Annotated in this window: 24 protein-coding genes and 1 tRNA gene; 16 read left to right on the top strand and 9 right to left on the bottom strand. The window is 57.9% G+C overall.

The annotated features are described in order from the left end of the window. Positions 1 to 17: 17 nt before the first annotated feature. Together ACWGZX_RS21065 and ygfZ are read right to left on the bottom strand one after the other, a co-directional pair. A complete protein-coding gene (locus ACWGZX_RS21065; protein ID WP_452625284.1) occupies positions 18 to 839 on the bottom strand; it encodes an HDOD domain-containing protein in 822 nt (273 codons plus the stop codon). A gap of 35 nt (positions 840 to 874) precedes the next feature. Beyond that, positions 875 to 1,816, bottom strand: coding sequence for a CAF17-like 4Fe-4S cluster assembly/insertion protein YgfZ (gene ygfZ / locus ACWGZX_RS21070; RefSeq protein WP_452625285.1), 942 nt, complete (start codon positions 1,814 to 1,816; stop codon positions 875 to 877). A 149-nt stretch (positions 1,817 to 1,965) separates the two neighbouring features. On the opposite strand from ygfZ, the gene ACWGZX_RS21075 reads away from it, so the two are divergent. Continuing rightward, positions 1,966 to 2,220 carry an FAD assembly factor SdhE gene (locus ACWGZX_RS21075; RefSeq protein ID WP_007944081.1) on the top strand — a complete coding sequence of 85 codons (255 nt, stop codon included), beginning with the start codon at positions 1,966 to 1,968 and terminating at the stop codon, positions 2,218 to 2,220. Next, positions 2,204 to 2,656 (top strand): protein YgfX, encoded by a 453-nt coding sequence (locus ACWGZX_RS21080; protein ID WP_452625286.1) that lies wholly within the window; start codon positions 2,204 to 2,206, stop codon positions 2,654 to 2,656. The genes ACWGZX_RS21075 and ACWGZX_RS21080 overlap by 17 nt, the downstream gene beginning before the upstream one ends. Here the strand turns inward: ACWGZX_RS21080 and nadB are convergent. Next, on the bottom strand, positions 2,625 to 4,241 hold the full coding sequence (gene nadB, locus ACWGZX_RS21085) for an L-aspartate oxidase (protein WP_452625287.1): 1,617 nt from the start codon (positions 4,239 to 4,241) through the stop codon (positions 2,625 to 2,627). The two genes, ACWGZX_RS21080 and nadB, sit on opposite strands and share 32 nt — an antisense overlap. A 555-nt stretch (positions 4,242 to 4,796) precedes the next feature. Between nadB and rpoE the strand changes: the two genes are divergently transcribed. The 4 genes from rpoE (at position 4,797) to ACWGZX_RS21105 (ending at position 8,571) form a co-directional block, all read left to right on the top strand. After that, positions 4,797 to 5,378, top strand: a complete 582-nt coding sequence (gene rpoE, locus ACWGZX_RS21090; protein WP_007944079.1) for an RNA polymerase sigma factor RpoE — start codon at positions 4,797 to 4,799, stop codon at positions 5,376 to 5,378. Between the two features lie 30 nt (positions 5,379 to 5,408). Next, on the top strand, positions 5,409 to 5,996 hold the full coding sequence (locus ACWGZX_RS21095) for a sigma-E factor negative regulatory protein (protein WP_223511329.1): 588 nt from the start codon (positions 5,409 to 5,411) through the stop codon (positions 5,994 to 5,996). A gap of 8 nt (positions 5,997 to 6,004) precedes the next feature. Next, positions 6,005 to 6,961, top strand: a complete 957-nt coding sequence (locus ACWGZX_RS21100) for a MucB/RseB C-terminal domain-containing protein (RefSeq protein ID WP_452625288.1) — start codon at positions 6,005 to 6,007, stop codon at positions 6,959 to 6,961. Between the two features lie 182 nt (positions 6,962 to 7,143). Next, entirely contained in the window at positions 7,144 to 8,571 is a 1,428-nt protein-coding gene (locus ACWGZX_RS21105; RefSeq protein WP_452625289.1) for a DegQ family serine endoprotease, read from the top strand. Between the two features lie 74 nt (positions 8,572 to 8,645). On the opposite strand, the gene ACWGZX_RS21110 is transcribed toward ACWGZX_RS21105, so the two are convergent. Continuing rightward, positions 8,646 to 10,079 carry a M48 family metalloprotease gene (locus ACWGZX_RS21110; protein WP_452625290.1) on the bottom strand — a complete coding sequence of 478 codons (1,434 nt, stop codon included), beginning with the start codon at positions 10,077 to 10,079 and terminating at the stop codon, positions 8,646 to 8,648. Positions 10,080 to 10,176: 97 nt separating this feature from the next. On the opposite strand from ACWGZX_RS21110, the gene ACWGZX_RS21115 reads away from it, so the two are divergent. Both ACWGZX_RS21115 and ACWGZX_RS21120 read left to right on the top strand, forming a co-directional pair. Then, positions 10,177 to 10,416 carry a sulfurtransferase TusA family protein gene (locus tag ACWGZX_RS21115; RefSeq protein ID WP_028621876.1) on the top strand — a complete coding sequence of 80 codons (240 nt, stop codon included), beginning with the start codon at positions 10,177 to 10,179 and terminating at the stop codon, positions 10,414 to 10,416. A 31-nt stretch (positions 10,417 to 10,447) separates the two neighbouring features. Next, entirely contained in the window at positions 10,448 to 11,518 is a 1,071-nt protein-coding gene (locus ACWGZX_RS21120; protein ID WP_452625291.1) for an AI-2E family transporter, read from the top strand. 137 nt (positions 11,519 to 11,655) lie between these two features. Here ACWGZX_RS21120 and ACWGZX_RS21125 read toward each other — a convergent pair whose 3' ends face one another. Both ACWGZX_RS21125 and ACWGZX_RS21130 read right to left on the bottom strand, forming a co-directional pair. Further along, positions 11,656 to 12,129, bottom strand: coding sequence for a peroxiredoxin (locus ACWGZX_RS21125; RefSeq protein WP_452625292.1), 474 nt, complete (start codon positions 12,127 to 12,129; stop codon positions 11,656 to 11,658). A gap of 10 nt (positions 12,130 to 12,139) precedes the next feature. Continuing rightward, a complete protein-coding gene (locus tag ACWGZX_RS21130; protein ID WP_027925530.1) occupies positions 12,140 to 12,700 on the bottom strand; it encodes a glycine cleavage system protein R in 561 nt (186 codons plus the stop codon). 327 nt (positions 12,701 to 13,027) lie between these two features. On the opposite strand from ACWGZX_RS21130, the gene dapA reads away from it, so the two are divergent. From dapA to ACWGZX_RS21155, 5 genes are all read left to right on the top strand, one after another. Beyond that, on the top strand, positions 13,028 to 13,906 hold the full coding sequence (gene dapA, locus ACWGZX_RS21135) for a 4-hydroxy-tetrahydrodipicolinate synthase (protein ID WP_452625293.1): 879 nt from the start codon (positions 13,028 to 13,030) through the stop codon (positions 13,904 to 13,906). A gap of 17 nt (positions 13,907 to 13,923) precedes the next feature. Further along, the gene (gene bamC / locus ACWGZX_RS21140; RefSeq protein WP_452625294.1) at positions 13,924 to 15,039 is read left to right on the top strand and encodes an outer membrane protein assembly factor BamC; all 1,116 of its coding nucleotides are present in this window, start codon (positions 13,924 to 13,926) and stop codon (positions 15,037 to 15,039) included. Positions 15,040 to 15,043: 4 nt separating this feature from the next. Next, positions 15,044 to 15,802 (top strand): MBL fold metallo-hydrolase, encoded by a 759-nt coding sequence (locus ACWGZX_RS21145; protein ID WP_452625295.1) that lies wholly within the window; start codon positions 15,044 to 15,046, stop codon positions 15,800 to 15,802. A 28-nt stretch (positions 15,803 to 15,830) separates the two neighbouring features. Next, the gene (gene purC / locus ACWGZX_RS21150; protein ID WP_007944067.1) at positions 15,831 to 16,544 is read left to right on the top strand and encodes a phosphoribosylaminoimidazolesuccinocarboxamide synthase; all 714 of its coding nucleotides are present in this window, start codon (positions 15,831 to 15,833) and stop codon (positions 16,542 to 16,544) included. Between the two features lie 83 nt (positions 16,545 to 16,627). Next, a tRNA-Ser gene (locus ACWGZX_RS21155) sits at positions 16,628 to 16,717 on the top strand. Positions 16,718 to 16,856: 139 nt separating this feature from the next. Here ACWGZX_RS21155 and ACWGZX_RS21160 read toward each other — a convergent pair. Continuing rightward, positions 16,857 to 17,147: a DUF3077 domain-containing protein gene (locus tag ACWGZX_RS21160; RefSeq protein WP_452625296.1), complete on the bottom strand. Its 291-nt coding sequence runs from the start codon at positions 17,145 to 17,147 to the stop codon at positions 16,857 to 16,859. A 587-nt stretch (positions 17,148 to 17,734) separates the two neighbouring features. Between ACWGZX_RS21160 and ACWGZX_RS21165 the strand changes: the two genes are divergently transcribed. After that, positions 17,735 to 18,064: a hypothetical protein gene (locus tag ACWGZX_RS21165; RefSeq protein ID WP_452625297.1), complete on the top strand. Its 330-nt coding sequence runs from the start codon at positions 17,735 to 17,737 to the stop codon at positions 18,062 to 18,064. A 29-nt stretch (positions 18,065 to 18,093) separates the two neighbouring features. Here the strand turns inward: ACWGZX_RS21165 and ACWGZX_RS21170 are convergent, their stop codons facing one another. Then, positions 18,094 to 18,693 carry a cupin domain-containing protein gene (locus tag ACWGZX_RS21170; RefSeq protein WP_452629046.1) on the bottom strand — a complete coding sequence of 200 codons (600 nt, stop codon included), beginning with the start codon at positions 18,691 to 18,693 and terminating at the stop codon, positions 18,094 to 18,096. A gap of 68 nt (positions 18,694 to 18,761) precedes the next feature. Next, positions 18,762 to 20,723, bottom strand: a complete 1,962-nt coding sequence (locus ACWGZX_RS21175; RefSeq protein WP_452625298.1) for an oxidoreductase — start codon at positions 20,721 to 20,723, stop codon at positions 18,762 to 18,764. 216 nt (positions 20,724 to 20,939) lie between these two features. Here ACWGZX_RS21175 and ACWGZX_RS21180 point away from each other — a divergent pair, with 216 nt between their 5' ends. Together ACWGZX_RS21180 and ACWGZX_RS21185 are read left to right on the top strand one after the other, a co-directional pair. Then, positions 20,940 to 21,989, top strand: a complete 1,050-nt coding sequence (locus ACWGZX_RS21180; RefSeq protein WP_452625299.1) for an ABC transporter substrate-binding protein — start codon at positions 20,940 to 20,942, stop codon at positions 21,987 to 21,989. 76 nt (positions 21,990 to 22,065) lie between these two features. Continuing rightward, complete coding sequence (locus ACWGZX_RS21185; RefSeq protein ID WP_452625300.1) at positions 22,066 to 22,848, top strand: class II aldolase/adducin family protein; 783 nt, start codon at positions 22,066 to 22,068, stop codon at positions 22,846 to 22,848. The last annotated feature ends 268 nt before the right edge of the window (positions 22,849 to 23,116 follow it).

Genomic DNA, 23,116 nt, shown 5'->3' on the forward strand with positions numbered 1-23,116 from the left:
CCCCCTCGCCACAATGATCAGTAAAACATCGACCGCGATTCTTCCAGATCCCGGCACATCGCCTCGTTCTGCGGATCGATCCCTAGCTTCTTGAACGACGGCACGTTGAACACATCGATTCGAGCCAGCGGATGATCGGTATCCTTGTGGCAATACAGACTGGCCACTTGCACCAGATCGACATAATCAATCCGGTCAGACTCACGCTTGAAGTCCAGGTATTGCCCTGGCACCTTCACCAGTTTCTCCGGAAACTCCCATACCCTGAGCAGTTTGTCGCCGATCAACGGATGAATCTGATCGATCACATGGTTGAGGCTGACCGGGTCAGAAAGCAGCTGATAGTGATCTTCGGCGTAGGTCAGAATCGGCAACACGCCGATCTGATGCACCAGACCACCTAGGGCGGCCTGGTCGGGTTTGAGTTGTGTGTAATGGCGGCACAAGGCATAGCTGACCCCGGCGATTTCCAGGCTTTTGCGCCAGACATCGCGCATTTTCTGTTGCACCACCTCGGAGCGGGCGTGGAAAATCTGTTCCATCACCAGGCCGATCGCCAGGTTGCTGCTGTAGTTGACGCCCAGTCGCGTGATCGCCGTGTGCAGGTCGTTCACTTCTTGAGTCGCACGCAGCAGCGGGCTGTTGACCACTTTGATCAGGCGCGCCGATAACGCCGTATCGCGGCCGATCACTTTGCTCAGTGTACTGACACTGATTTCCGGGTCTTCGGCGGCCTTGCGAATCTGCATGGCCACTTCCGGTAATGTTGGCAGAACCAGGTCATCGTTATCGATGGCCTCAACCAAATCCTGTTGGACCTTTTCCGCCAGATCGTTCATTTCGTTTCTCTAGGGTGTTGCAACAAATGCTGCGGTTAACGCTGGATTTCGCGGTCGCGATCCAGTGAGTAAGGCAGGTCGAGCAAGTTCAGGGCCGGTCCTTCGAGGGTACCGAGGTGAATGTCACCTCCCTCAGCTGCTTCGGCTTGCAGCACGGCCAGGAGTTCAATGTGTTGTTCCGCGTTGGCCGCCAGGACCACTTCGCCGATGGAACTGCCATGGGACGGGGAAAACAGCGGCGTGCCGGGGACGGGCAGTGCGCCGGCATCGAGGGTCAGACGATACAAGCGGCGCTTGAGTTTGCCCAGGTACTGCATGCGCGCGACGATTTCCTGGCCGGTGTAGCAGCCTTTCTTGAAGCTCACGCCACCGACGGCTTGCAGATTGAGCATCTGCGGGATGAACAGTTCACGTGTCTCTGGCATGACCTGACCGATCCCTGCGCGGATCTGGCCCAGTAGCCATTGGTTCAGATTTCCTTCGGGCAACATGGCGGTCAGCTTGCCCTTGATGGTGTTGGCCTGATCAGCGGCGACCCACAGTTCAGCGCGATCCGGTGAAACGCGGATGGCGATCAGACCTTCATGACGCACGACACTGTCGGTGTCTGCCGGCAATTCAAGACCGAGGCTGCTCAGCGCGGCATCGCCATGATCGAGGCCGAAGCGGACCCAGGCGGCGCTTTCGTCGGTCAGTTTGGATTTGGAGAACACGGCGTACTTTTTCAGGTCAGCCAACTGCGGTTCCAGCAGCTCGGTGGCCATCGCCATCAAAACGCCGTCACCTTCCAGCAGAATGCGGAAACTCGACTGCATCCGGCCTTTTTGCGTGCAACGGGCGCCCAGACTGGCCTGGGTATCGCTCAGGTAATTGAGGTTGCAGGTCAATTGGCCTTGCAGGAATTTGCCGGCATCCGCGCCGCGGACCGCGAGAACGCCTTCGTGAGACAGGGTGCAGAAAAAAGCAGAATCGGCCATGGGTCATCGCAGGGTAAAGAGTCTGGGGGACATCATAAGGGGGCGACCATGAAATGGGTAGTTCACAAAAGGTCGGCAGTGCCCGACCAAAGCCGACTGTTCGACGCTGCCCGGGGCTGTATACTTGCCGCCTATTTGAGGAGCGCTCCATGGTCGAAGATGTTGAACTGAATCGCCTCTACTGGCACAGCCGCCGCGGCATGCTTGAGCTGGACGTATTGCTGGTGCCGTTTGTAAAAGAGGTCTACCCGCACCTCAATGATGTCGACCGCGATTGCTACCGCAAGCTGCTTGAGTGCGAAGATCAGGACATGTTCGGCTGGTTCATGGAACGCGCCGAATCCGAAGATCCGGAGCTTCAGCGCATGGTTCGCATGATCCTGGACCGTGTCCAGCCCAAGTAATACGTTCGAATGCCGCTGGCATGCCTCACGGCAGTTGCTGGCGGCGTATCTCCTGGCCCAGCTATTCGCATTGGGTTCGTTGTTTCTTCTGTCTATACCGGTCTGGGCCAGTCTGCTCGGCGCTTTCTGCTGTCTGACGCATGGCGTTTGGGTATTGCCGCGTCAGGTTTTGCTGACACACCCACAGGCATTTCGCGGCTTGCGACGCGACGCCGAGGGTTGGCAGTTATGGAATCAGGCGCAGGGTTGGCAGCCGGTGCAGCTGCGCCCGGACAGCCTCGCGCTGCCATTGATCGTGGTGCTACGGTTTCGCCTGCGCGGCGAACGGCGGGTCAGATCGATCTGCGTCCCCCGCGACTCGCAGGCGGCGGATGTGCACCGACGCCTGCGGGTTCGACTTGCGTTCAGTCGACGTAGGTGGGCGGCACCAGAATAGTGTCCAGGGCAACCGGGAGCATATTGGGGTAGTCTAGGGTGTAATGCAGGCCCCGGCTTTCCTTGCGTTCCATGGCTGACTGGATCATCAGTTCTGCTACCTGGGCCAGGTTGCGCAACTCGATCAAATCGCGGCTGACCTTATAGTTGCTGTAGAACTCATCGATTTCGTCCAGCAACAGCTGCACACGGTGCTGGGCCCGTTGCAAGCGTTTGTTGGTGCGCACGATACCGACGTAGTCCCACATGAATCGCCGCAGTTCGTCCCAGTTGTGCGCAATGATCACGTCTTCGTCGGAATCGGTGACCTGGCTCGCATCCCAAATGGGCAGTGCGACTGGCATTGGCACGTGCGGCAGCTGTTCAAGAATGTCCGCCGCCGCTGAACGGGCGTAGACGAAACACTCCAGCAGCGAGTTGCTGGCCATGCGGTTGGCGCCGTGCAGGCCGGTGAAACTGGTTTCGCCAATGGCATACAGCCCTGGCACGTCGGTGCGGCCGTTCTGATCGACCATCACGCCACCGCAGGTGTAGTGCGCCGCCGGAACCACCGGGATCGGCTGCTTGGTAATGTCGATGGAAAACTCGAGGCAGCGTTCGTACACCGTTGGAAAGTGCGACTTGATGAACGCTTCGGATTTGTGGCTGATGTCCAGATAGACACAGTCGACACCCAGGCGCTTCATTTCATGGTCGATGGCCCGGGCAACAATGTCCCGTGGTGCCAGTTCTGCGCGCGGGTCAAAGCGCTGCATGAACCGTTCACCGTTAGGCAGCTTCAAGTGTGCACCTTCGCCGCGCAGGGCTTCGGTGACCAGGAAGCTTTTTGCCTGCGGGTGGTAAAGGCAGGTGGGGTGGAACTGGTTGAACTCCAGGTTCGCTACCCGGCAACCAGAACGCCAGGCCATTGCGATGCCATCACCGCAGGCACCGTCCGGGTTGCTGGTATAGAGGTAGACTTTGGCCGCGCCACCGGATGCGAGGATGACGAAGCGTGCGCCGTAGGTGTCGACTTCGCCGGTCCCGCGATTGAGCACATAAGCGCCAAGGCAGCGGTCGCCTTCCAGACCCAGACGTTTTTCGGTGATCAGGTCCACCGCGACGCGCTGTTCCAGCAATTCGATATTAGGCCGTTGTTTTGCCTGGGCCAGCAATGTTCTGAATATCGCGGCGCCCGTGGCATCGGCCGCATGAATGATGCGCCGATGGCTGTGGCCGCCTTCGCGGGTCAGGTGAAACTCGAACCCGCCGTCTTCGGTGCCAGATTGTTCATCGCGGGTAAACGGCACACCTTGGTCGATCAGCCATTGGATCGCCTCTTTGCTGTGTTCGACGGTAAAACGAACAGCATCTTCGTGGCACAGGCCGCCGCCGGCATTGAGAGTGTCATCGACGTGAGACTCGACGGTGTCGGCATCATCCAGAACGGCCGCGACGCCGCCCTGGGCCCAGAAAGTCGAGCCATTGGCGAGGTCGCCTTTGCTCAGTACCGCGATGCGCAAATGATCGGGCAAGGTCAGCGCAAGACTCAAACCGGCAGCACCGCTGCCAATCACCAGAACATCATGTTGAAACTGTTGGCTCATTTCAGGATTCCGCTCAAAGCGACCCGGGTCGGGGTTGGCGCATGACTGCTGGAACGGCGAGTCAGTCGGCCACACAGCCCACTAGTATATAGAGGGGGGGCGCGGCACAATACCCGAGCGTCAATGGCATTGTGAAACTACTGTGACGGGAAATACCCGACGCTTCGTCGGATGGTTTTTTGGTCGAATCGACGACAAGACGACTGTATCGTCGATTTAACAGTATTTTTCTATTCACGGTTGCACAATCTCGGTGCCGTCCATTTATAAATATGGAACTTTTGCCAAAGGCCCAAGATCAATAGACGGTTGCCAGATTCAAGGGACAGTGTCGGCTTCAGGGCAGGATCTGTAGTTTGATCCTTGCTGGCGAATCCGATGACAAGATTATTCGCGCAGCCGGGTAAACCGCGCTGCGCTTTTCGTGCGTGCCAAATCAGAGCCCGCAGGAAACTTGCTTGGAGGGGGAGAACTTTTGCGAAAAGCCCGAGTCTATGTTTGCAAGTCTGGTCGTTCAGTTATGCAAGCCTCCTCCGAGCTTATCGAGGAGTGTTCATGCTAACCCAGGAAGAGGATCAGCAGCTGGTCGAGCGCGTTCAGCGTGGCGACAAGCGAGCTTTCGATCTGCTAGTGCTGAAATACCAGCACAAAATTCTCGGGTTGATCGTGCGTTTCGTGCACGACACCCATGAAGCCCAGGATGTGGCGCAGGAAGCCTTTATCAAGGCGTACCGAGCGCTTGGAAATTTTCGCGGAGACAGCGCGTTTTACACGTGGCTTTACCGCATCGCCATCAACACGGCGAAAAACTATCTGGTTTCACGCGGTCGTCGGCCGCCGGATAGTGATGTCAGTTCCGAGGATGCAGAGTTCTACGATGGCGATCATGGCCTCAAGGATCTCGAGTCGCCAGAACGTGCGTTGCTGCGGGATGAGATTGAAGGCACCGTCCATCGAACCATTCAGCAACTGCCAGAAGATTTGCGTACAGCTTTAACTTTACGTGAGTTTGATGGTCTGAGTTACGAGGACATTGCGGCAGTCATGCAGTGTCCGGTGGGTACCGTGCGCTCCCGGATCTTCCGCGCTCGGGAAGCCATCGATAAAGCCCTGCAGCCGTTGTTGCAGGAAAACTGAGACAGCGGCGATAGCCAAGAGAGGAACGCCATGAGTCGTGAAGCCCTGCAGGAATCGCTGTCCGCAGTGATGGATAACGAAGCGGATGAACTGGAATTGCGTCGGGTATTAAATGCCTTGGACGATGTTGAAACCCGTGAAACCTGGGCTCGTTACCAAATCGCTCGGGCAGTCATGCACAAGGACTTGCTGCTTCCACGCCTGGATATCGCTGCGGCAGTGTCTGCTGCGCTGGCCGACGAAGCTGTGCCGGCAAAAGCCTCCCGTGGTCCATGGCGCAGCCTGGGTCGTCTGGCAGTTGCCGCTTCGGTCACACTTGCTGTACTGGCTGGCGTTCGTTTGTACAATCAGGACGAGATCGCTGGTGTCGAACTGGCTCAGCAATCCAATCAACCAGGTCTGGCCGCTCCTCAGGTTAAAGGCCCAGCTGTATTAGCAGGCTACAATGAGAGTTCGGATGCCACTGGCCCCATGGCCAACGGTGTTTTGCAAGGTCAGCCAGGCTGGCACGATCAGCGTCTGCCAAGCTACTTGCGCCAACATGCTCAACAGGCTGCATTGAAAGGCACTGAAAGTGCGCTGCCTTATGCTCGTGCAGCAAGCCTGGAAAACCGTTAAGGAGGATCATGCGCTCCATACCTCTACTTTCGCTTCTACTCGCAGGCTGGTTTGTTGTTCCAGCCCACGCTGATGAGGCCCAGGATTGGTTGACCCGTCTGGGTCAGGCCGAGCAACAGCAAAGCTTTCACGGCACATTCGTTTACGAGCGTAACGGTAGTTTTTCTACCCATAACATCTGGCATCGCGTCCAGGATGGCAAAGTCCGAGAGCGTTTACTCCAGCTCGATGGCTCAGCACAGGAAGTCGTGCGCATTGATGGGCATACTCAATGCGTCAGCGGCACCCTGATAGCAGGACTTGGGGATACTCCCAATTCCGCTGCTCGTGCACTGGATCCCCAAAAGTTAAAGAATTGGTACGACCTTGCCGTCATTGGCAAGTCGCGTGTGGCTGGGCGTGCGGCGGTGATTGTTTCGCTGACGCCACGTGATCAGCACCGATACGGTTTTGAGCTTCATCTGGATAAAGAAACCGGCCTGCCGCTCAAGTCATTGTTGCTCAATGACAAAGGGCAGTTGCTGGAGCGATTCCAGTTTACGCAATTGGATACCACCAAGGTGCCGTCTGACAGCGACTTGCAGGCAGGCGACGATTGCAAGGCCGTCACTCTCGACAGTGACAAGGCTTCCGCCATTAAAACGGCTCAAGTCTGGCATTCGGATTGGTTACCACCCGGTTTCGAATTGACCAGCAGCAGCGCTCGCAAGGACCCGCAGACCAAAGCTCAGGTCAACAGTCTGATGTATGACGACGGTCTGACGCGTTTCTCGGTATTCCTTGAACCATTGAATGGCGCAACTGTGACGGACACCCGCACACAGTTGGGACCCACTGTCGCTGTATCCCGGCGCCTGACCACGCCTCAGGGCGAAATGATGGTGACCGTGGTCGGTGAGATCCCGATAGGCACTGCTGAACGGATTGCGCTGTCGATGCGCACCGATGCTACTGCAACCAAGTAGTGAGTGAATGTCGAAATGTTTGGTGAGCATTTCAATTTGCAAACAAACCTGAATTTTTCTATAGGTTAGAGTTTCACGGCTCTAGCCTTGTTTTGTTGTTTCCGGAACAAAAATACCGGCGTATTGTTCCCGGTGTCCCTTGCTCCATATCGCTCAACCCTGCTCGTCGTAACGGGAGCCGTATGTCGATACCACGCTTTAAGTCCTACCTCGCCATTTTTTCCACCGTGCTGATCCTTGGTCAGGCGGTCACTGCTCAAGCAGCCGAGTTGCCGGATTTCACCCAGATCGTCGAGCAGGCCTCGCCTGCCGTGGTGAACATCAGTACCACACAGAAATTGCCTGACCGCAAAGTGTCCGGGCAAATGCCGGACCTTGAAGGCTTGCCGCCAGCGCTGCGCGAGTTCTTTGAAAGGGGCATGCCTCAACAACCGCGTTCGCCTCGCGGTGATCGCCAGCGAGAAGCTCAGTCCCTGGGCTCGGGTTTCATCATCTCGCCTGATGGTTATATTCTGACCAACAACCATGTGATTGCCGATGCCGACGAAATCCTCGTGCGTCTCGCTGATCGCAGTGAACTGAAAGCCAAACTGGTCGGTACCGATCCGCGCTCCGACGTGGCGCTGCTGAAGATCGAAGGCAAGGACCTGCCGGTTCTCAAGCTCGGTAAATCCCAGGACCTGAAAGCCGGTCAGTGGGTTGTCGCCATCGGTTCGCCGTTTGGTTTCGACCACACCGTGACCCAAGGCATCATCAGCGCCATCGGGCGCAGCCTGCCGAACGAAAACTATGTGCCGTTCATCCAGACCGACGTGCCGATCAATCCGGGTAACTCCGGTGGTCCGCTGTTCAACCTGAATGGCGAAGTGGTCGGGATCAACTCACAGATCTACACCCGCTCCGGTGGCTTCATGGGCGTATCGTTCGCGATCCCTATCGACGTCGCCATGGATGTTTCCAATCAACTGAAAGATGGCGGCAAAGTCAGCCGTGGCTGGTTGGGGGTGGTAATTCAGGAAGTGAACAAGGACCTGGCCGAGTCGTTTGGTCTTGAGAAGCCGGCCGGTGCACTGGTGGCTCAGATCCAGGACGACGGCCCGGCTGCCAAGGGTGGTCTGCAAGTCGGTGACGTCATTCTGAGCATGAATGGCCAGCCGATCATCATGTCAGCCGATTTGCCACACTTGGTGGGCGCGCTGAAAGCGGGCTCCAAGGCCAATCTTGAAGTGATTCGCGAAGGCAAGCGCAAGAATGTCGAGCTAACGGTTGGCGCGATTCCTGACGAAGAAAAAGATATGGGTACGATGCCTAAATCGGGCGTTGAAATCAGCAGTAATCGTTTGGGTGTCTCCGTCGCCGAGCTTTCCGATGAGCAGAAGAAAACCTACGACCTCAAAGGTGGTGTGGTGATCAAGGAAGTTCAGGAAGGCCCTGCATCCCTGATTGGTTTGCAGCCAGGTGATATCATCACTCACCTGAACAACCAGGCCATCGGCTCGAGCAAGGAGTTCACCGACATTGCCAAGGCACTGCCGAAGAACCGTTCGGTTTCGATGCGGGTTCTGCGCCAAGGTCGTGCCAGCTTCATCACCTTCAAACTGGCTGATTAATCCGGTTGTTGGCTGAATAAAAAAACCGCCTCGAAAGAGGCGGTTTTTTTGTGTCCGGCTTTTGAAGCTGAAAGTCAGCCCATCATGTCCTTGATCATGCGCTCCTGTTCCATCAGCTCACGCTGACGCGCATCGATGCGCGAAGACAGTGGGAAGTTGCTGCCGGCCTTACGTTTGGCGAAATCCAGTTGCTGGATGGCCTGGCGAAAGTCGCCGACCAACGCAAAGTACTCCGCGCGAGCCTGATGCAAGCCGATGATGTTGCCCGACAGGCCGCGAGTCTCGGCCACCTGATACCACACGTCGGGATCGTCAGGACGCGACTTGAGCAGGCCTTCCAGTGCCTTTTCAGCATCGGCGGTGCGGTCCTGTTTCAGCAGCAAATCGACACGTATCTGATTGAGCGGATAGTTACCGGGGTACTGAGCGAGCATTCGGTCGACGCGAGATTGAGCATCCGGCAGACGATTGTTGGTCATGTCCAGATCGATCTGCGCCAGGTTATAGATGATCTCGTTCGGCGATTTTGCCAGCAGCAGCTTGAGGTTCTCCCGAGCCTCATTCAGCCGACCCCCCTTGATTTGGGCAATCGCCAAACCATAGCGTGCGACATCATTTTTCGGGTTTTCATCAAGCAAGGCACGGAAGCGCTTGGCGCCCAGGCCGGGGGTTTCTTCATAGAACAACTGGACTCGTGCACGAATCAGCTGATAACGCATGGAGTCTTCGATGCCGCCCGGTGGGGCCTGTTCGGCGCGGTTGCGGGTATCGGCGATCCGCGACTCGGTAACCGGGTGAGTCATCAAAAATTCCGGCGGTTTGGCGTCGAAGCGGTACTGGCGCGCCAAGCGCTCGAACATGCTCGGCATCGAGCGTGGGTCGTAACCGGCTTTTTCCATATTGACAATGCCGATGCGGTCGGCTTCCTGTTCGTTCTGGCGCGAGAAACGCCGTTGCTCCTGAATGGCCGCCGCTTGAGTGCCCGCAATGGCCGCAATCCCGGCATTGCCGCCACCGGCTGCCGCAATCACGATCCCGGTCAACAGGGCGGCCATCATCGGCACTTGCATGCGCTGCTGGGCTTCAATGCCTCGGGCAAAGTGGCGTTGCGACAAGTGAGCCAGTTCGTGAGCCAGTACCGACGCGTATTCGCCCTCGGTCTGCGCATTGAGGAACAAGCCGCCGTTGACCCCGACAATCCCGCCCGGCGCCGCAAAGGCGTTGAGTTGCGGGCTGTTGATCAGGATGAATTCTAGTCGCCGGTCGCTCACCTGGCTGGTTTCCACCAATCGGTAAACGCTGGATTCGACGTAATCCTTGAGTTGTGGATCGTTGAGTTGCGGGACCTGGCTGCGCAACAGTGCCAGCCAGGCACGGCCCAACTGGTATTCCTGTTGCGGCGAGACGATGGCAGAACTGGCGTCGCCAAGTGACGGCAGGTCGTCGGCAAAGCCAGGTGAGGCAAGCAGGCAAGCGAGCGTCAGCAGGGTAGGGCGCAAAAAAGTCATGCACAAAGCCTTAGTCGACAAAGTCCTTACTGTAGCCGGACACTGGGCTTGCGACCAGATATTCTAAGCCTCTCAACCACGTGCCCGGAGTGAAGTAATGACCGATGCTGTAGCCCATGACGCCGAACTGGACGCCAGCGGCCTGAATTGTCCGTTGCCGTTGCTCAAGGCCAAGCTGGAACTCAATCGCATGGCCAGTGGCGCGGTGCTCAAGGTGATCGCCACGGATGCCGGTTCTCAGCGCGATTTCCGCACCTTTGCCCGATTGGCCGGTCATACGCTGCTTCGTGAAGAAGATGAGGCGGGTGTCTACCGCTACTGGTTAAAAAAAGCCTGAAACCTGCGGCGTTCGTTTCTAAGGAATATTGATGTTCAAAGTGTTACGCGACTGGATTCAGCGCTACTTTTCCGATGAAGAAGCCGTGGTGCTGGCCGTGTTGCTGTTTCTGGCATTCACCGCCGTACTCACCTTGGGCGGCATGCTCGCGCCGGTATTGGCCGGGATGGTGCTGGCGTATCTCATGCAGGGCCTGGTGGCCACCCTCGAACGCCTGCGCATGCCCGGTGGCGTGGCGGTGGGGCTGGTCTTCGCGCTGTTCATGGGGGCACTGCTGGTCTTCTTGATTGTCGTGGTGCCGTTGCTCTGGCATCAGTTGCTTACACTGTTCAACGAGTTGCCCGGCATGCTCGCAAAATGGCAGTCGTTGTTATTGCTGTTGCCCGAGCGCTATCCGCATATGGTGTCTGATGAACAGGTATTGCAGTTCATCGAAGTGGCGCGCGGCGAAATCGGCAAGTTCGGCCAGTGGGCGCTGACGTTCTCGTTGTCGAGTCTGCCGCTGCTGGTGAACATCATGATTTACCTCGTTCTGGTGCCGATCCTGGTGTTCTTCTTTCTGAAAGATCGGGAAATGATCGGCCAGTGGGTTCGCGGTTACCTGCCCCGTGAGCGGGCACTGATCACCCGAGTCGCTCACGAAATGAATCGGCAGATCGCCAATTACATTCGCGGCAAGGTCATCGAGATTTTCATCTGCGGTGGTGTGACCTATATCGGTTTTGTCGTTCTTGGCCTCAACTACGCGGCGCTGCTGGCCTTGTTGGTAGGCGTGTCGGTGGTGGTGCCGTACGTCGGCACCGTGGTGGTGACCGTGCCGGTCATGCTGATTGCGCTGTTCCAGTGGGGCTGGAGCGATCAGTTCATCTACTTGATGGCGGTCTACGGGATTATTCAGGTGCTGGACGGCAACGTGCTGGTGCCATTGCTGTTCTCGGAGGCGGTCAACCTGCACCCGGTCGCGATCATTTGTGCGGTGCTGTTGTTTGGCGGGTTGTGGGGGTTTTGGGGTGTGTTCTTTGCGATTCCGCTGGCGACGCTGTTCAAAGCCGTGCTGGATGCGTGGCCGCGTAAGGAACCGGAGGTGGCGCCGCTGCTTTAAGCATCATTCTGGAAAATGAGGTGAGGCAAAGGGCCTCTTCGCGAGCAGACTCACTCCCACAGATGATTTGTGGTGAACACAAAACCAAGGTGGGACCGAGCCTGCTCGGGAAGGCGTCCGAACAGGCGCCGAATAAATCAGCCCTTGTTCAACGCCTGAGCCGCTGCCAAAACTGCATCCACATGCCCCGGCACCTTCACGCCACGCCATTCCTGGCGCAACACACCGTTCTTGTCGATCAGGAACGTGCTGCGATCAACGCCCATGTATTCCTTGCCATACAGCTTCTTCAACTTGATCACATCAAACAACTGGCAAAGTGCTTCTTCCTTGTCGCTGATCAGCTCAAAGGTGAACGCCTGCTTGCTCTTGAAGTTCTCATGGGACTTGAGGCTGTCACGGGATACGCCGAACACTTCGGTGTTGGCCGCTTTAAAAGCCTCTAGCTGATCGCGAAAGCCCTGGCCTTCAGTAGTGCAGCCTGGCGTGCTGTCCTTCGGGTAGAAGTAAATCACCACCTGCTTGCCTTTAAGGCCCGCGAGGCTGACGGTCTGTCCATTGGTGGCGGGTGCTTCGAAGTCGGCGACCGGTTGGTCGATGGCAACGGCCATGAAAGCTTCCTTACATTGGGTTTTGTGGGCGCCACGGTTCGATCAGGGCATCCAGGTTCAGCGCGTCGGCGAAATCCAGGAACTGATCGCGCAGCCAGCTGATTTGCACGCCGGCCGGCAAGGTCACGGTAAACGTGGCGTTGAGCATGGTGCCGCCTGTCTGTGGCGCCTGATACGTGTCGCAGGTCAGGTTTTCCAGTTCGACGTTGTGGTCCATGAAGAACTGGCACAGCTCATTGATGATGTCCGAGCGATAGGCCGAACTGACATAAGCCACGTAAGGCAGCGCCTGAGGACGATTCTCCAACGCCGCGCTACGCACCACATTGACGGTGAACGCATGCTTTTTGGAGAGGCTCGGCAGGCTGCCTTCCAGGCGCGCCAGGGCGTCCCAGCTGCCGGAAATCTCGAGGATCAACGCACTGCACTCGCCATGACGGGTCAGGCGGGAAGTGACCACGGCGCAGCGATTTTCATGGCTGGCGCGGCACAGGACGTTAGTCAGCTCCATGGGGTTGGCGCCGAGGGCACTGATGACAAGGAATTGTTCGCGAACTGTGGGGGTGGACATGCAGCATTCCTAAAGCGATGAGCGGTCGATACGTCAAAAGGCTTTTTTCCGGGAACGAGCCTGCGGATGCGAATTCAGAAAACCCGAGCCACAAGGTTGCAACATGCTCCAGTGAGGCAGGAGCGAGGGGTGGCAACGCTGGATCGGGGCTTGTGATGCCGTAAATGGAGGCTGGAAACTGGCGTACGAGCTTATCAGTACCGATCAAAGTCTGAAGGGTAGCGAAAAGCAGCGCCAAGGGGAATGGCGGCAGCGCAGTACTTCGCTTGTACAAGCATCTTGGCGCCAGTACCATTACGGCTCTCTTTTTCCGGCAGGAGCGGTTGCATGATTGCGGGCAGTATGGTGGCACTGGTCACACCCATGGATGCACAAGGTAATCTCGACTGGGACAGCCTGAGCAAACTGGTGGACTTTCACCTGCAAAACGGCACCCACGCCATCGTGGCGGTCGGCACTACAGGTGAATCGGCCACCCTCGACGTGAACGAGCACATCGAAGTGATTCGTTACGTGGTCAAGCAGGTTGCAGGGCGCATTCCGGTGATCGCCGGGACTGGCGCGAACTCGACTCGCGAAGCCATCGAGCTGACCACCAATGCGAAGAACGCCGGTGCCGACGCTTGCCTGCTGGTGACTCCGTATTACAACAAGCCGACCCAGGAAGGCCTGTACCTGCACTTCAAGGCCATCGCCGAAGCTGTCGATATCCCGCAAATTCTCTACAACGTGCCCGGCCGTACAGCGTGCGACATGCTGACCGAAACCGTGATCCGCCTGTCGACCGTGAAAAACATCATCGGCATCAAGGAAGCCACCGGCGACCTGAGCCGTGCCAAGGCCATCATTGATGGTGTGAGTAAAGATTTCGTGGTGCTATCCGGTGACGACGCCACCGCAGTCGAGCTGATCCTGCTCGGCGGCAAAGGCAACATCTCGGTCACCGCCAACGTTGCGCCGCGTGACATGAGCGACCTGTGCAACGCTGCCCTGAAAGGCGATGCCGTGACCGCTCGCGCGATTCACGAAAAGCTGATGCCGCTCAATAAAACCCTGTTTATCGAATCCAACCCTATTCCCGTGAAATGGGCTCTGCATGAAATGGGCTTGATGCCGGACGGTATCCGTCTGCCGCTCACCTGGCTCAGTGCTGCCTGTCACGAACCGCTGCGGCAGGCCATGCGCCAGTCCGGCGTCCTGGTTTAATTGAGGAAGTACAACGCATGAAGCGAATGGCCGGACTTTCCGCACTTGCCTTGATCATCTCCAGCACGAGTGGCTGTGGATGGGTCTGGGGCCCGGAAGGTTATTTCCGTGACCGTGGTAGCGATTACCTGGAAGCGCAACAGACTCCACCGATGCAATTGCCAGCGAATATCACAGACGCCAAACGTCTGGACCCGCTGCTGCCGATTCCGCGTAACGTGGCTGATGACACCGCCAAGGGCGAATACATCGTTCCTCGTCCACAGCCGTTGTCGGCGTCGGTCGATGCCAGTCCTTACTCCCTGCAGAAAGTCGGCGATTCGCGCTCGATCCTGGCGCAAAACCCACCGGCGGAAATCTGGCCAGTGGCTGTACAGTTCTTCCAGGACAACGGTTTCCGTCTGGATGAACAGCGTCCGCAAACCGGCGAATTCACCACAACCTGGCAGCATTCCGACGAACTGTCCGCCGCAATGGCCAAGCGCATGAGCGCAGCCGGCGTGAGCACCGACAGCCAAACCCGCGTGCGGGTACGTATCGAGCCGGGCGTGCAGCGCAACACCAGTGAAATCTATGTGGTCAGCGCCGAACGTCCTGCCGGCAGCACTGCCGACGTGGAGTTCACCAACCGTTCGCTCAACACCGGCCTGGACGCGGCACTGACCAACGACATGCTCGCGAGCATGAGCCGCATTTCGGAGAAGGGCGGTTCGGTCTCCATGCTGGCTTCGCGTGATTTCGATACACCAAGTCGTGTCAGCCTGAGCGAAGACGGGAGCGGCAACCCGGTTCTGAACGTCGGCACCGACCTGGATCGTGCCTGGTCGAGCGTCGGTCGTGCGCTGGAACAGGGCGAATGGCGCGTTGAAGACATCAACCGCAGCCTGGGCCTGTACTACATCAACTTGTCCGAAAAAGCCGAGAATAAAGACGATAAGCCTGGTTTCCTCAGCAGCCTGTTCGGCACCGCGCCGAGCAAGGAAGAAGTGGAAGCCCGTGCCGAGCGTTATCAGGTTCGCCTGAGCAAGGTTGGCGAAAACGTCCAGGTCACCGTCGAGAAGAACATTAACACCGTTGCACCGGCAGACGTGGCGCGCAAAGTGTTGAGCGAGATTCAGGACAAACTGGGCTGATCACATGCGTTTTGCCGTTCTCGGCAGCGGTAGCCAAGGGAACGGCACGCTGATAGCCAGCGATGACACGTATGTGCTGGTGGATTGTGGTTTCTCCCTGCGAGAAACCGAAAAACGCCTGCTGCGCCTGGGTGTAAAGCCGGCGCAGCTGAGCGCGATACTCGTGACCCACGAACATGCCGACCACGTGCATGGCGTGGGTTTGCTGTCTCGGCGCTACAATCTGCCTGTCTACCTCAGTCGCGGGACCCTGCGCGGGATGCGCAAACCGATTGAACCGGCTGGCCTGTTGGCCGGCGGCGAGCAACTGCAGATCGGCGCTCTGAGCATCGGTGTCATTGCCGTGGCCCATGATGCACAGGAGCCGACGCAATACGTCTTCAGCGACGGTGAGCGGCGCTTCGGCCTGTTGACCGACCTGGGCTCGTATTGCAACAAGGTGCTGGACGGCTATCGGGACCTCGATGCGTTGATGATCGAGTCCAACCATTGCCGTGACATGCTGGCTCGCGGTCACTACCCGTACTTTCTGAAGCAGCGGGTGGGCGGTGAATTGGGACATTTGAACAACCACCAGGCGGCATTCCTGGTGTCCGAGTTGGGCTGGCAAGGCCTGCAACACCTGGTCCTGGCCCATCTGAGCAGCAAGAACAACCTGCCGCAGCTGGCCCGGCAATGTTTTGTCGACACCCTCGGGTGCGATCCGGAATGGCTGCAACTGGCCGATCAAGATTCAGGGCTCGACTGGCGACACATCGCCTAGCCCACCTACTTAGCAAGCGGAGCCCATCATGGAAAAACGTGAAGAACTCTACCGCGGCAAAGCCAAATCGGTTTACAAGACCGACGACGCTAACCGCTTGATCCTGCTGTTTCGCAACGACACCTCGGCGTTCGACGGCAAGCGCATCGAGCAGCTCGACCGCAAAGGTATGGTGAACAACAAGTTCAACGCCTTCATCATGCAGAAACTCGAAGCCGCCGGCGTGCCGACGCAATTCGACAAACTGCTGGGCGACAATGAATGCCTGGTGAAAAAACTCGACATGATCCCGGTCGAGTGCGTTGTGCGTAACTACGCCGCCGGTAGCCTGGTCAAGCGCCTGGGCGTCGAAGAAGGCATGAAGCTCAACCCTTACACCTTCGAACTGTTCCTGAAGGACGACGCCAAGGGCGACCCGTTCATCAATGAATCCCACGTCGTGGCCTTCGGTTGGGGCACCGCCGAGCAACTGGTTCGCATGAAAGAACTGTCGCTCAAGGTCAACGAAGTCCTGAGCAAACTGTTCGACGACGCCGGCCTGTTGCTGGTCGACTTCAAACTCGAATTCGGCGTATTCCACGACGGCTCCATCGTCCTGGGCGACGAATTCAGCCCGGACGGCTGCCGCCTGTGGGACAAGGCCACCGGCAAGAAAATGGACAAGGACCGCTTCCGTCAGGGCCTCGGTGACGTCATCGAAGCCTACGAAGAAGTCGCCAATCGTCTGGGCGTACCGCTTTAATCGACGCAAGCATCTGATAGCACGGAAAAATTTCGCTTAGGGGGTTCGCTTCCTGCGAAAGTGTTGTTATGATGCGCGCCGTTGGAGAGATGCCAGAGTGGCCGAATGGGACGGATTCGAAATCCGTTGTACCTTCACCGGTACCTAGGGTTCGAATCCCTATCTCTCCGCCATTACATAGAAAAAGCCCCGCAGCTGAAAAGTTACGGGGCTTTTTCGTTTCTGACGTTTCGCTCAGGGCATTTTTAGCTGCGCTTTCAACCAGAGTTGGAGGCCCCTATATCTCGGGCGAATACTCAGAGTGGCGAGGCACTAACTTGCTGTCTTTTCACTCTTCCGAACAGGCCGTGGCGAAACAGCCTTCACCACATCATCGATCAGCGCTTTTCCCATCGAAGTCAAATAGTGCGCAGCCCAAGCATGACGGTCGGTGTCCTTTGCATAAGCTGCATCCTCTGCGAGCGCCTTAGCCAGGAACAGAAAATCAGAAGCCTGTGCCAATGCAAGACTGATGGGCACTCCCGCGCTTACGTGGAACATTGCATTGTCTGAGCAATAAATGGGGGTGAAGCCGATCGTTTTTGCTTCTGCAGATTCGGTCATTTTCCACCTCCAGTGAAGGGGCGGTTTTGGAAGAGATCGAGCGATGGAACTTTACGCAACATGGAGTCGCGCTGAGAGAAAAGACCAATTTTGTACGGATTTACAGTGTGCATTTTTCCAACTCCTTGACATAAGGAGCTGCCACTTTCGTTACCAAGCGAATGGGTGGCAGCTGCGCGCAGGTTGGTAAACCGGGAGTCAAGGAAACCGGCACGCCAGAAGGCGTCCCACGCACAGCCGCCATAACACAAGTTCGCAGGCGTAAGACTGCCAGAAGCTGTGAAGGAAGCGCTGTTGCGTAACTCGACGGGTTACCAAGCCCGATCACTGAATGTTCAGCGACGTCTGGAGAGTATCCCGCCGAATATATGGCCAACAAGGCGGTAACCTGCTCAAAAGCACAGCAAGCGTACCCCCTTACGCAACTCTCGGATTTTGCCTACAACTTCATCAAGAGTCACCCGGATAGTCTGCTAACTGTGCAACACAAAACCTGAACGCCAAAACAGGAAGCGACTGTTCGAAGGCAAATCCACGTCATTAGCTATCATGCAATACACAGCAAATGCCCGGATGACGGAGGAAGCATGAACAAATGGCAACGGCTTTGGTTGTCTGTGAAGCTGGTAGCAGCCGTAGCGGCCTGTGTGGCTGTTGGGGTTCAGGCTTTCTTCTACATGATGGACAGCTCTGACGCAGAGCGAATACACCCGTTGAGTATTCTGGTTGCCGGGCTGTTCTTCGGCTTCATCACCTTTGGACTCCTCACATTGATTGAAAGAGGTGTGCGGCGATTAGCAGCCCCTTTTGTCACCGCCAGATCCCAGCCTCAAGCGAACGCTGATACCGATTCGGAGCTGGCAGCGCCGCCGCTCATCCTGTCTGCTGACGATTCAGCTCAACAGAAGAGTCTGTGAGCGGACATGGGGCAGCCAATGCCAAGCGCTCAAAACGTAGGCGGCGTAACCACCCAAATCACCACCGCATCCACATCTCCCGGGTTCCCATACCGATGCGGTTCCTGGCTCGAAAAGCTGAAACTATCCCCTTCACCCAGCAAAAAATGCCGTTCCCCCACCCACAGCTCAAAACTCCCTGACAGCAAATACCCAGCCTCTTCCCCTTCATGGCTATAACTCTGCTGGCTATAAGACCCCGGCGGAAACCGCGAATGCAGCATTTCCAGCTGCCGATTCGGTTGCGGTGTCAGCAGGTGATCAACAATACCGTCTTCGTAATGCACGCTCATGCGGCTGTTTTTACGCACGACGATGCCGTCATCTTCCGGCGCAGTTTGAGTTTCGCTGGCAAAGAACCATTGAATGGTTACGCCCAGACTCCGGGCGATGTTGAACAGGGCAGGGATGGAAGGGTAGGCGAGGTTGCGTTCTAGCTGGCTGATGTACCCCGCCGTCAGTTCGCTCATCTGCGCCAGTTCCGCCAGGGTCATGCCCCGGCGTTTTCGCAGACCACGAATCCGGGTGCCGAGAAAATGCGGCGCTACGCTGGCGCTGTCCGGTGTGGACGCGCCAGTGGCAGGCTGCATCTTGCTGCTGTTGCTCATGGCGTGCTCCCCACCTGGGTGTCTGTCAAAACCCCGGAGTATAAACAGCCTTAAAGCTCCCACGCGACTTTCAAGCCCTCGAAAATGGCTTCTTCTGCGGTGCGTGGGGCGAGGCAGTCGCCGATGCGGCGAAACTCCACAAGGCCTTGCAGCTCTGCGCCGAGGGTATCGACAGGTTGATGGCCCTGGCAGAGCACCAATGTGTCGATGTTTTCAAAGAGCATCGGTTCGCCGCTGGCGGTGTGCTGCAGGTAGACGGTGTTGTCGTCGCAGCCATACAGGCGGGCGTAGGGGGTGATCGGGATGCCGAGTTTGTGCAGTTCGCCGGCCAGTTGATCGCGCACGTACAGCGGCAGGTTTTCCCCGCAATGGGTGCCGTTGACCGCCAGTTGCACTTGATGCCCGGCACGGACCAGGCGTTCGGCGATGCCGGGGCCGATCCAGTCGCAGCGCCAGTCGACCACCATCACCGAACGGCCGATTGGCACCTCTTCGCGCAGCACTTGCCAGGCGTCTACCACCTGCAATTCACCGCCGCGCTCGAACGCCGGCCAATAGGGTTCGGCGCCGGTGGCGACGATCACCATGTCCGGCCGTTCGCGTTCCACCAGCGCCCGGTCGACGCGGGTGTTGCGCACGACGCGCACGCCGGCCAGTTCCATTTCGCGTTGCAGGTTGGTGCTGGCGCCGCCGAATTCGGCGCGCTTGGGCAAGAGTTGCGCGAGCAAGACTTGGCCGCCGAGTTGCGAACTGGCTTCGTAAAGGGTCACGTCATGTCCGCGCTGGGCGGCAACGGCGGCGGCTTTCATGCCTGCGGGCCCACCGCCCGCGATCATGATGCGTTTACGTTGCTTCGCCGGTTGCCGTTGTCCGAAGATCAGCTCGCGCCCGGTTTCTGGATGCTGGATGCAGGAGATCGGCAAGCCTTTGTGAAAATGGCCGATGCACGCCTGATTGCAGGCGATGCAGGCCCGCACATCTTCGACGTGGCCGGTGTCGGTTTTGTTGGGCATTTGCGGGTCGCAGATCAGCGCTCGGGTCATGCCGCAAACGTCTGCCTGGCCGCGCGCCAGAATCAGTTCGGCTTCCTGTGGCTGGTTGATGCGCCCGGTGACGAACAGCGGAATCGACAGGCTGGCCTTGAACGTGCCGGCTTCCTTGGCCAGGTACGCCGCTTCGATCGCCATCGGCGGCACGATGTGCACCGCGCCACCCAAGGAGGCTGAGGTGCCCGCGACGATGTGCACGTAATCCAGCAGCGGTTGCAGCGATTGCACGGCGGCCAGGGATTCGTCCTCGGTCAGCCCTTCTGGATCGCGCTCGTCGGCGGAGATACGCAAGCCGATGATGAAGTGCTCATCGGTGTTAGCGCGCACGGCGGCGATCACTTCCCGCAGAAAACGCAGGCGCTGCTCCAGTTCACCGTTGTAGCCATCGGTGCGACGGTTAACGCGCGGGTTGATGAATTGCGCCGGCAGGTAACCATGGCTGGCGACCACTTCCACACCATCGATTCCAGCTTGATACAGGCGTCGGGCCGCAGCCCCATAACCGGTGACGATCTCATCAATCATCGTCTGATCCAGCGCACGCGGCATCACCCGAAAGCGCTCGTTGGGCACCGCCGACGGCGAGTAGGCAACCGCCAGCAGGCCATCGCTGGACTCCATGATTTCCCGCCCCGGATGGAAGATCTGCGACAGCACTACCGTACCGTGAGCATGGCAGCTGTCAGCGATTTTTCGATAACCCTCGATGCATGCGTCGTCCGTGGCCATCAGCACGTGCGAGGTGTACCGCGCGCTGTCATGCACCCCGGCCACTTGCAGCACGATCAGCCCGACACCACCTTCGGCTCGCGCGGAGTGATAGGCGATCAGTTGCTCGTTGACCAAATTGTCGGTGGGCATCGACGTGTCGTGACCGCTGGACATGATGCGGTTTTTCAGGCGTTTTCCCCGCAACTGCAAGGGTTCAAACAGGTGTGCAAAGGCGGCGGAAGTGGACGGCATGGTGCGGGTACTCCAGGCGGGCTGAAGCCGAAAGGCCGGGTTTTCGGCGTTGTTATTATTTGCCTATAGAAATTTACCTTCAGTAAAAAATCAACTTGTTTTTTTACTGGTGCTCGAAGTAGATTCATTTGGCGCCCGCACCTGGGGCGAACCTCACAACAATAAAAATGGGTCACGGCGGCGTTGGTCGCGTGGCACCTGCAAGAGGAACCACTGATGAAATCGAACACGCTCAAGCACGGTTTTTATCCCTTGATGCTGTCCCTGGCCATGGGCTTGGGCAGCGCTCAGGCAGCGTCGGACATGGTGGTGGTGGGATACGGCGGTGCCGGCCAAAAGGCTCAGGATGTGGCCTTTTTCCAGCCATTCAGCGTCGCGGATCACAGCAAGCTGATCCAGAGCGAATACAACGGCGAGATGGCCAGGATCAAAGTGATGGTCGACACCGGCAATGCCGATTGGGACGTGGTGCAGATCGAAGGCCCGGACCTGATGCGCGGGTGCGACGAAGGCATGTACGAGAAACTGGACTGGACCAAACTCGGCCGCGCCGAGCAATTGATTCCCGATGCCGCGCAGGCGTGCGGTTCGGCGGCGCTGGTATGGAGCGTGGCGATTGCCTACGACACGCAGAAGCTGGCGCAGGCCCCGACGTCATGGGCCGATTTCTGGGACGTACAGAAAATCCCCGGCAAGCGCGGCCTGCGTAAACGCGCGGTGTACAACCTGGAATTCGCCTTGCTGGCCGACGGCGTGAAGGTCGAGGACGTGTATTCCGTGCTGAATACGCCGAAGGGTGTCGACCGCGCCTTTGCCAAACTTACCGAACTCAAGCCCTATATCCAGTGGTGGGAAGCCGGTGCGCAACCGGCGCAATGGCTGACGGCCGGGGATGTGGTGATGACCTCGACCTACAGCGGACGAGTGGCCGCAGCTGCGCAAAGCGGTAGTCATCTCGACCTGGTGTGGCCGGGCAGTCTGTATGGCATGGATTACTGGGCGATCATCAAAGGCTCGAAACATGTCGATCAGGCCAAGCGTTTTATCGCCTTCGCCAATCAGCCGGAGGCTCAGGTCAAGTATGTCGAGCAAATCCCTTACGGCCCGACCAATACCGAGGCTGCCGCCAAACTGGACAGCAAACTCGCGCAATGGGTGCCCACCGCGCCGCAAAACCTGAAGGGCGCGCTGTCGATGGACGTGGCGTTCTGGGTTGATCACGGTGAGGAACTTGAAGAACGTTTCAACGCCTGGGCCAGCAAGTAATCGCAAGCGGCTGGACGTCGTCGTGCGTCCAGCCTTACTGTTTTACGCAGTCGATCAGCCTGGAGACTTAAAAATAATGAACGAGATCGCCACGTTTTCTCAGCGCAGCGCCACCGAGCAACGCCTGCGCGAGGAGTTGGCTGCCTGTTATCGATTGATCGCGCACTTTCGCATGACCGATCTGATCTTCACCCACATCTCGGTGCGCCTGCCGGGGCCTGAGCATCACTTCCTGATCAATCCGTATGGGCTGATGTTTGATGAAATCACCGCGTCCAATCTGGTGAAGATCGGCCTGGATGGCCGGGCTGTAGAGGCATCGCCGTATCCGGTGAATCCGGCGGGGTTTGTGATTCATAGCGCCATTCACGGTGCTCGCGAAGACGCGCAATGCGTGCTGCACACCCACACCAAATCCGGTTGTGCGGTCGCCGCGTTGAAATGCGGGTTACTGCCGGTGAATCAGATCTCGATGGAGTTCTATGGCCGGGTTGCTTACCACGACTATGAAGGCGTGGCGCTGGACATGAGTGAGCAGCAGCGTCTGGTTCAAGACCTCGGTGACAAACCGGTGTTGATGCTGCGCAACCACGGTTTGCTGACCGTGGGTGAAACCGTCAGCCAGGCCTTTTTGCGCATGTACTACCTGGAAAAAGCCTGCGAAATCCAGCTTGCCGCGCAAGCGGCCGGTGAATTGGTTTTGCCGCCGGCGCAGGTCTGCGAACACACCGAACGCCAGTTCAACGACCCTGGCCGGCCGCTGGACGAAGGCGAGTTGAGCGACCCGGATGCTATGCAATTGGCGTGGGCTGCGATGCTGCGCCTGCTTGATCGGGTGGCGCCGGGTTATCGGGATTGACCTGTGGTCCTGTATTAGGCGGCTGACGTCTTCGCGAGCAGGCTCGCTCCCACAGGGTTATGTGTCGGGCACAAATACTCGACTGCAACTCAGATCAAATGTAGGAGCGAGCTTGCTCGCGATTGCGGACTGTCAGGTGGCATCAATGTTGAATGTGATGCCGCCATCGCGGGCAAGCCACGCTCCCACAGGGTTATGTGTCGGGCACAAATTGCCGGTTTACACAGATCAAATGTAGGAGCGTGGCTTGCCCGCGATGGTGGCAACA

This window comes from Pseudomonas sp. CLCA07 (genome assembly GCF_053615335.1).